Source organism: Gammaproteobacteria bacterium, assembly GCA_022340215.1.
GTDB lineage: Bacteria > Pseudomonadota > Gammaproteobacteria > JAJDOJ01 > JAJDOJ01 > JAJDOJ01.
The window spans coordinates 1-8322 of sequence record JAJDOJ010000181.1 but is presented as its reverse complement, the minus strand read 5'-3'; the positions used below and the strand labels follow the sequence as shown (position 1 = coordinate 8322).

General features: G+C 60.1%; 9 protein-coding genes. All 9 read left to right on the top strand.

Annotated features, from left to right (window positions below; translation table 11 throughout):
- Nucleotides 1-678: protoporphyrinogen oxidase (gene hemG, locus LJE91_12885; protein MCG6869578.1), on the top strand; the 678-nt coding region annotated here is incomplete at its 5' end.
- A gap of 521 nt (nt 679-1199) precedes the next feature.
- Nucleotides 1200-1610: a hypothetical protein gene (locus tag LJE91_12880; protein ID MCG6869577.1), complete on the top strand. Its 411-nt coding sequence runs from the start codon at nt 1200-1202 to the stop codon at nt 1608-1610.
- The gene (locus LJE91_12875; protein ID MCG6869576.1) at nt 1607-2104 is read left to right on the top strand and encodes a cytochrome c3 family protein; all 498 of its coding nucleotides are present in this window, start codon (nt 1607-1609) and stop codon (nt 2102-2104) included. The genes LJE91_12880 and LJE91_12875 overlap by 4 nt, the downstream gene beginning before the upstream one ends.
- Nucleotides 2105-2113: 9 nt before the next feature.
- The gene (locus LJE91_12870; GenBank protein ID MCG6869575.1) at nt 2114-2887 is read left to right on the top strand and encodes a 4Fe-4S dicluster domain-containing protein; all 774 of its coding nucleotides are present in this window, start codon (nt 2114-2116) and stop codon (nt 2885-2887) included.
- Between the two features lies 1 nt (nt 2888).
- Nucleotides 2889-4064 (top strand): polysulfide reductase NrfD, encoded by a 1176-nt coding sequence (nrfD, locus tag LJE91_12865; protein MCG6869574.1) that lies wholly within the window; start codon nt 2889-2891, stop codon nt 4062-4064.
- Nucleotides 4065-4089: 25 nt separating this feature from the next.
- Nucleotides 4090-4677: a cytochrome c4 gene (locus LJE91_12860; protein ID MCG6869573.1), complete on the top strand. Its 588-nt coding sequence runs from the start codon at nt 4090-4092 to the stop codon at nt 4675-4677.
- 40 nt (nt 4678-4717) lie between these two features.
- Nucleotides 4718-6004, top strand: coding sequence for an NAD(P)/FAD-dependent oxidoreductase (locus LJE91_12855; GenBank protein MCG6869572.1), 1287 nt, complete (start codon nt 4718-4720; stop codon nt 6002-6004).
- A gap of 92 nt (nt 6005-6096) precedes the next feature.
- Complete coding sequence (locus tag LJE91_12850; GenBank protein MCG6869571.1) at nt 6097-7056, top strand: universal stress protein; 960 nt, start codon at nt 6097-6099, stop codon at nt 7054-7056.
- A gap of 131 nt (nt 7057-7187) precedes the next feature.
- Complete coding sequence (locus LJE91_12845) at nt 7188-7487, top strand: cytochrome c (GenBank protein ID MCG6869570.1); 300 nt, start codon at nt 7188-7190, stop codon at nt 7485-7487.
- The last annotated feature ends 835 nt before the right edge of the window (nt 7488-8322 follow it).

Sequence of the window (8322 nt, the reverse complement as noted above, 5' to 3'; positions counted from 1 at the left end):
CTTGGCTCGGCCTTGGATGCCGATGTGCGTACGGGTATCGAGGTCGAGGGTGTCAGCCATGAGCGGGGCCGGTACACGCTACACACCGATGACGGCAGCCTGGAGGCCGACAGGCTGGTGCTGGCGACGCCGGCCTATGTCGCTGCAGATCTGATCAGGGACATGGACGCGGGCGCGGCCGGGCGCCTCGAGCAGATCGACTATTCGCCGATCTCGGTCGTGGGGTTTGGGTATCACCGGCTCGAACATCCGCTTATCGGATTCGGACTGCTGACCACCGCCTCGGCCCGCAAGCCGGTTCTTGGTGTGCTGTGGGACAGTTCGATCTTCCCTGACCGCGCGCCCGATGGTGCCAAGGCGATACGGGTCATGATCGGGGGGCAACGACAACCCGATCTGGCGTTGCAGGAAGACGACCGGCTCGTCGATACCGCGGTTCTTGGGGTCCGGGAGACCATGGGGGTCGACGACACACCGGATGTCACCTTCGTCAGGCGCTGGGAACGAGGCATCCCCAACTACCCGGTCGGCCACCTCGCCAACGTGGACGCCCTGTTCGGGCAGCTCCGCGCGTATCCGGGATTCTATCTGAATTCCAATGCCTATTACGGCATCGGTCTGAACGACTGTGTGCGCAACAGCCGGAATGTCGCTCGGAGGGTCGTCGAAGAAGCCTGACCGCACCCCTGTGTTCAGATTCGTAGAGGGGCGTGGTGCCGAAGCATCGTCGGCCGCAGGATCGGCGCAGGGTGCCACCGGCATTTCGGCACCCGAGAGCGGTTGTTTACTGAGGGTCGCTATTTGATCTTAATCAAGAAAGCCACAGAATTCCAAGGTAACGAACTCGGCGCGGTCTGATTCGTTCATGAAGAATTTATTGTAACTAACAGAAAAATAAAAAAATGCGTTCTTTCTATGAACGTGACACTTTAGTTGACAAGCCGAAAACAAATCCGAATGATACTGAGATTCAAAGGAATCATGTTGTCTTGTGGTTAAGCATCACCCCTTAGCGTACGGATCCCGGGTGGCGTTTCTGCAATGTCTCAACAGAGAGCGGAATCACCGATAGAAATTCCGCCGCAAAACTGCAGCGTTGGATATCGATTAGCCTCCGGGGTGTCGTCGTCGCACTGTGTTTTGAGTACCAAACGACGCCTTTTCCCGGAGGGATCCTTGCGCTGCAGAGGTCATGCCGCATGTGCTGGATCTTTTTGGCCTGCTGTGGTATCACCAACATCCGGTTATGGCGCCGGTTGACGCGGGATGCCGTCCCGGATCTCGCCGGATCCCTTCCTCACAACGCCATGCCTCTGACGAGTCGAGTGTTCCCGGTCCTTCGGGATACACAGAGGGACGAATGCGCGCCGCACCTGCTCACCGTGCATGACGTCCCACGCCCGCCCATCGAGGAGCGGCTTTCCATCATGTTTCTCAAGCACCGCATGCGGGGGATCGGCGGATCGTTCCGCGCCAACGCCGACTATGCGCCTTGGAACGGCTGGGCGGAGATGGTTCGGGACCTGAGAGCCATCAAGGTGGCGGCGGCGCTGCGCAAGGACCACCCGGAACCGGATGTCGGAGCGCAGGTTCAAGGCAATTCCCAATGAAGCCCTCGCCCAGATCGCACCTCTATCGGCTGTTGCTGGTGCTTGCCGTCGCCGGCGCCGGTTTCGTCGGACTGCGACAGCTCGCCATACCCGACAGTTGGGACGAAGAACACTGGTACCGGGGCGATGCGCTGGATGAACTGGCGGCGCAGCCCTCACGTTTCGGCGGAAATGCCTCCTGCGAGGGTTCCTCGTGCCACGAGCCGCCGGCGAATCACAAGGCCAACTACGATGCCCTTTCCCAGGGGTTGCACGCGGGGGTCGCTTGTGAGAGTTGTCACGGCCCCCTCGCACGGCACGCGGCGGACGGCGAGAAGCTTGATCACGCCCGACTGAATGTCGCGAACGAGCTTTGTCTCGGCTGCCATCAGGAACTCATTGCGCGGCCGCAGAATTTTCCTCAGTTCAGCGAGACGCTGTTGTACCACGAACTGCTCAATGTGCGGGAGACATCGCCCTGCCGGGCCTGCCATAACCCCCATGAACCCGCTTGAGGTGAGGCAATGAAACAACCCGAGACCAACGGTAGACGTGTGTTTCTGAGCAAACTGCTCGGCGGGGGGGTGGCGGCCGCGGGTGCCCTCATGGGGTTGCGTGCCCCCGCGCTGGCGAAAGTTCTGGAGGGTCCGGACGAGGGATTCGATCCCGGTGAGCACGACTATGTCTTCGTCGTCGACATCCAGAAGTGCATCGGTTGCGGGAATTGCGTGCGCGCCTGCGGTATCGAGAACAATGTCCCGGAAGGTCAGTTCCGCACCTGGATCGAGCGCTATGTGGTGACACACGAGGGCGTACACGTCGACTCGCCCGAAGGCGGTATGAACGGGTTCGAGGCGATCGATCCCGCTTTGCGGGAGCAGGCAATCAACGCGTTCTTCGTGCCCAAGCTCTGCAATCACTGCGCCGAGGCTCCTTGCGTACAGGTGTGTCCGGTGGGAGCGACCTTCACCTCACCCGAGGGCTTCGTGCTGGTGGATCCCGAGCACTGCATCGGCTGCGGCTACTGCATACAGGCCTGCCCCTATGGTGTGCGTTTCATGAACAAGGAGCGACGCGTGGCCGACAAGTGCACCTGGTGTTACCACCGGATCCGGCGGGGTCAGCAACCCGCCTGTGTTACGGTCTGCCCGACGGGATCGCGTTCCTTCGGAGATACCAGGGACGAGAACGATCCCGTGGCACAGATACTGAAAGACGATCAGTGGGACGTGCTCAAACCCGGGATGCACACGCAGTGTCAGGTGCTCTACGTCGGTCTGCCGCGAGTGGTGGTCTGAGATGCTTCCCAACGAGTCGCTAGTCAATTTCATCTTCCCCAACAACGCTCATATTGACTGGTCCCTGATGATCGTCATCTACCCCTACATCACGGGGCTGGTGGCGGGGGCGTTCGTGGTGTCCTCGCTCTATCATGTCTTTCGCATCCGCGAGTTCGAAGGAATCGCCCGATTCGCGCTGGTTGCGGCCTTCTGTTTCGGTCTGTTCGCCGCGGTGCCGCTTCTCGTCCACCTGGCCCAGCCGCAGCGCGCCTTCAACATCTTCTTCACCACCCACCTGACCTCCGCAATGAGCGTGTTCGGCTACGTCTATTCCAGCTACATGGTGTTGCTGATGGTGGAACTGTGGCTGACCTACCGGGACTACTTCATCGAACGCGCCAAGGAGACCAGCGGACTGCAGCGGGTCGTGTGGACGGCACTGACACTGGGCGTGACCGAATACACGCCGGAGTCTGCCCGCATCGACTACAGGCTGACGACCTTCCTGGCCGCGATCGGGATTCCCTGGGCCTGCGTTCTGCACGGCTACGTGGGCTTCATCTTCGGCAGCGTCAAGGCCAACGCCTGGTGGGCCACCCCCCTGCAGCCGATCATCTTCCTCATGTCGGCCATCGTCAGCGGCATGGCCATGCTGTGCCTGATGTACAGCTTTGTGCGCTGGCGAACCGGTCGGCCCTACGACTACGCCATGATCCGCAAACTGATGACCTTTCTCTGGGGGTTCGTGATCATCGATTTCACCATTGAGGTCCTCGAGGTGTTCTACGTCTACTACGAACACGGTCACCACTGGTCGCTGATCGGGCCGCTGCTTTCCGGTCCCCTGTACAACAGCTTCGTCATTACACAGATGCTGATCCTGTCCGCGATACCGTTTCTGGTGCTTGCGGTCGTGGTGATCCGCGCCATCGACAGAAAACCGCTCCTGTATCTGGCGAATTTCGCCAGCCTGCTGCTGGTCCTGCAGGTGCTTGTCATGCGTTTCAATGTTGTGATCGGCGGGCAGAACATCTCAAAATCGGATCGAGGTTTTGCGACCTTTCATTTCGAGATCCTGGCCAAGGAGGGAGTCCTTCCGGCGCTCATCATTCTGGCGGCGCCGTTCGTCGTCTACTATATCCTGAGCCGCTTCATTCCGATCTTCGACGATGACGAAAGGCTGACCGCCCGTTGAGTTCAGGAGGACAGGTATGCTCAAGGTGTCACGATTAAGGGGGCCGGTTACCACGCTGGTGGCCGGATTGGTGGCGGGACTGACCTGCGTGGCGGCGCAAGCCGAGCCCCCCTCGGCGCCCAATCTCTCGAACAACTGCGCGGGTTGTCACGGCACCAACGGCTACAGCGCCAAGCCCATGCCCATCATCGCCGGTCTGTCGCAACCCTATTTCTCCCGGGTCCTGCGCCAATTCAAGAACGGTGAGCGTCCCTCGACCATCATGGGTCGGCTGGCGAAGGGCTACACCGACGCGGAGATCGATGACATAGCCGCCTTCTTTTCTTCGCAAATCTGGAAGTCCCCGGAGCAGGAACTCGACCCGGCGAAAATAGAGAAAGGGCGCAAGATACACGAGGAGAAATGCGCGACCTGCCACAGGGACAACGGTCGTTTCCAGAACGCGGAAACCCCCAGGATCGCGGGGCAATGGAGTCGCTACCTGGAGTTTGTTCTGCAGGAATACTGGCGCGTGGGACGCAAGATGCCGAATCGATTCATGACCATCGTGGTACAACCACTGACGTCCAGCGACATTTCGGCGTTGTCGCATTTCTATGCGAGCATGAAATGAAGGGTTGGATTCGGATCGCGGTTTCACGGAGAAAGGGCGAATGTTGACTCGCAGACGGTTCCTGGCGGCATTGGGGTATTCCGCAGGTCTTGGGCTCGCGTCGGCGACCGCGTTGGCGGGGGAGGCGAGGTACAAGGCGCGGGTCGTGATAGTCGGCGGCGGGTACGGGGGGGCGACGACCGCCAAGTACCTGCGCCTGGCCGATCCGCACGTGGAGGTCTTTCTGATCGAGAAAGACCCAGAGTATATCTCCTGCGCCCTGAGCAACGAGGTACTGGCCGACGAGCGGACCTTGGAGAGCCTCACGTTCAGCTACGACGCGCTGAGTGCGTTCTACGGGGTCAAGATGGTGCAGGACGAGGTCACCGAGATTGACCCGGTCAACAGGAAGGTTAAGATCGCCGCCGGGGTGGAGCTCGCCTACGATCGCCTGGTGGTGTCGCCCGGCATCGCGTTCCGGTGGGGTGCGATCGAGGGTTACGACGAGGCCGCGAGCCAGATCATGCCCCATGCCTGGTTCGCCGGTGAGCAGACCCGGTTGCTGCGCAGTCAACTCGACGATGTCCCGGCGGACGGCAAAGTATTTATCGTCGCCCCGCCCAATCCGTACAAGTGTCCGCCCGGGCCCTACGAGCGCGCCGGGTTGATTGCGCATTTACTCTGGCAACACAACAAGCGCCAGGCGAAGGTGATCATTCTCGACGCCAAGGAGAACTTCGCCAAGAAATCGCTGTTTTTACGGGCCTGGGAGGAACACTACCCCGGCATGGTCGAGTGGGTTCCGGGCAGCAAAGACGGCAGGGTCCTCGCCGTCGATCCGCAAAGGCGTACGTTGAAGACCGAGTTTGACGAACACCGCGGGGACGTCGTCAATGTCATCCCGCCGCAAAAGGCGGGGCGAATCGCGGAGGTGGCGGGTCTGACCGACGGTAGCGGCTGGTGTCCCGTCGATCCGAGGACCTTCGAGTCCAGGCTGCAAGACGACATTCACGTCATCGGAGATGCCTGCATCGCGGGCGCGATGCCGAAATCCGCCTATGCGGCGAACAGTCAGGGCAAGAACTGCGCGTTGGCCATACAGGCCCTGATCAACGACAATCCGCCCCCGGAGCCCTCCTTTGTCAACACCTGCTACAGCATCCCCGCTCCGGGCTACGGAATCTCGGTGGCTGCGGTCTACCGTCTCAGGGACGGAGAGATCGTCGCGGTGGAGGGGGCGGGGGGGGTCTCACCCCTGGAGGGATCGGACTGGGACTGGGAGCGGGAGATGGAGGCCGCCTATGCCCGAAGCTGGTTCGTGAACATCACGTCAGACATCTTCCTCTAGGACGAGGGCACTGCACGTGCTCCGCCTGACACGGCTGGTGTCACAGGGCGGTATATGATAGCTCAACGCGCAATCACAGGAATCCGACTGACATGAAAGAGATTAAGAACATCCTGCTCTGCACCCATCCCGAGATCACCGACAGTAACATCGTTGACAGGGCGGCGGAACTCGCCAGGGTGTGCGGGGCGCACCTCAAGGTGTTCCATGTGGTCGGCGGTTATCCGGAAGACCTGAAGCAGTGGTGGAACGTGCGCAACCCGCAGAAACTCCACGACAAGATCCAGAAAGAGCGGGAGAAGTTCGTCGAAGGGATCGTCGAGCAGGTCAGGGACAGGCAGGTAGAGGACGTGAGTTCCGAGATCCGTTGGGGAAAGGAGTATGTGACCATTATAGAAGAGGTCATGCGCAACCCCTATGATCTGGTCATGCTGACGGCGCGAGACCGGACCCAGATCGCAAAGGTCATGTTCGAGTGTCCCTCGCGGGACCTGTTCCTGCATTGTCCCTGCGCGCTTTGGATCTTCAAGAGCAAGAAGCAATGTACAACCAAGCGGGTCGTCGCGGCCCTGGGTGGTGAGGGTGGACACGTGGAGTGCGATGGCCTGAACGCGAAGATCCTGAAGGCGGCGGCCGCCGTCGCCCAGGGTTTCGGCAGTGAGCTGCACATCGTTCACGCGATGCAGCTCTACGGCGGCAAGGGAATCAAGAAGGGAGGTGGATTGCGCACCGATCTTGTCGATGTGATGGAACGGCTCCGCGAAGACATCGCCAGGCAGTGTGAACCCATCATGCGCGACTACAAGCTGAAACTCGATCCCGGGCGGATCCATCTGCTGGTCGGCAAGCCGGTGGAGGTTGTTCCACAGTTCGCCAGCGACGAACGGATGAACCTGGTGGTCATGGGCACGGCGGCGCGTACCGGTTTGCCCAGCCTGATCCATGCCAATGCCGCCGAAGCGGTGCTGCAGCAGGTGGACTGCGGCCTGCTGGTGGTCAAGCCGGACGATTTCGTTTCGATGGTCGAGATCGCGGAACACGACGGCTCCTGAGACGCAGGGAGCCGGAGATACGGCTTGTCCGCTTCGGTCCTGCTCGACAAAAGCGACATGGGGTCATCGGCCTGCGGTGTTTTCTGTAAGAGAAAATTACCTGGAACGAGTCACCAAAGGAGAATGAATCGATGAAACGTATGATCGTTGTCACGTTGGTCCTGGGCCTGTTGACAGTTACGGGTACGGCCGTCGCGGCGGATGCCGAGGCAGGCAAGGCAAAGGCGGCGGCGTGTTCGGGCTGCCACCTGACCGGGAACCCAGTGGCGCCGGTGCTGAACGGTATGCCAGAGCAGTATCTCATCAAAGCCACGAAGGCCTATGTGAGCGGGGAGCGCAACGACGCATCCATGAAGGCCATGGTCATTAACCTGTCAGATGGCGATATCGAGGATCTCGCGGCGTTCTACGCGACACAGACGTGCAAGTGATGCAGACGGTGGCCCGCGGGGAGTCGATTGAAGATGAATACGTTTAGGAATCTGCTTGCGATCATCGGGCTTGTCGCTTTGATCGCGGGCGGGGCGCTGCTCTACAACGTCTAGTCTGCGACGCGAAGTCTCGATTCGGAGGCATTCGGTCTTTATGGGGAATTCATCGGCAAGCAGCAAAGGCGATTTCTATTAATTGAAATACCATCCTGCTTGTCTTTTCGCCCGTCCTCTGTGTTGCGACAACAGTGACATGTACCCGTGACGGAGTAAATATTCTGCCACCCCATTCGTACGGAAAAATAGTCCGGGACACAGGAGTGCGAACAATGTATAAACTCACCCATGGAAGGCGCAGCAAGAACCTCCCCGCCCCCTGAGCGACGACAATCGCTCGTCTCGTTTGATGAAGGGCAACCGCCCCCGTTCTCGCAACAATGGGTCACGATCACCAAGCAGGAGCACATCGATCTCAGCGCTCGGGCGAAGTATTGGGAGGCCCAGCATCAGAGGACCTGATCTCGGCCCCGCGGTCTTCTGGTAAGGGTCTGGCGAAAACCCTCGGGAATTCAATCGGAAGCAAGCCAACTGCGGCGATTCTGCCGAGCAGCCTTTGGCGGAGGCTTGGATTTTGCGAAGATGCCAGTTTCGGTGCGCCGGGTGCGCCGAGCCTCAAGATTGTCCTGCCGAAAGGGCCGAAGCCGATGCCGCAAATCCAGTTGCCGATCTTCCCCGAGGGCGTCACCCCCATTACCGCCGTGCTGGCGTTCAGCAAACGGGATGGACGCGTGACCTACTTCAACGGCAGCATGCCGGTGTTCGTTCACGCTGAAGA

Excerpts from the sequence above, each read along its gene's own strand:
- LJE91_12880 (MCG6869577.1), top strand. The coding sequence starts at position 1,200 with ATGTGCTGGATCTTTTTGGCCTGCTGTGGTATCACCAACATCCGGTTA.
- LJE91_12875 (MCG6869576.1), top strand. The coding sequence starts at position 1,607 with ATGAAGCCCTCGCCCAGATCGCACCTCTATCGGCTGTTGCTGGTGCTT.
- LJE91_12870 (MCG6869575.1), top strand. The coding sequence starts at position 2,114 with ATGAAACAACCCGAGACCAACGGTAGACGTGTGTTTCTGAGCAAACTG.
- nrfD (MCG6869574.1), top strand. The coding sequence starts at position 2,889 with ATGCTTCCCAACGAGTCGCTAGTCAATTTCATCTTCCCCAACAACGCT.
- LJE91_12855 (MCG6869572.1), top strand. The coding sequence starts at position 4,718 with ATGTTGACTCGCAGACGGTTCCTGGCGGCATTGGGGTATTCCGCAGGT.
- LJE91_12850 (MCG6869571.1), top strand. The coding sequence starts at position 6,097 with ATGAAAGAGATTAAGAACATCCTGCTCTGCACCCATCCCGAGATCACC.
- LJE91_12845 (MCG6869570.1), top strand. The coding sequence starts at position 7,188 with ATGAAACGTATGATCGTTGTCACGTTGGTCCTGGGCCTGTTGACAGTT.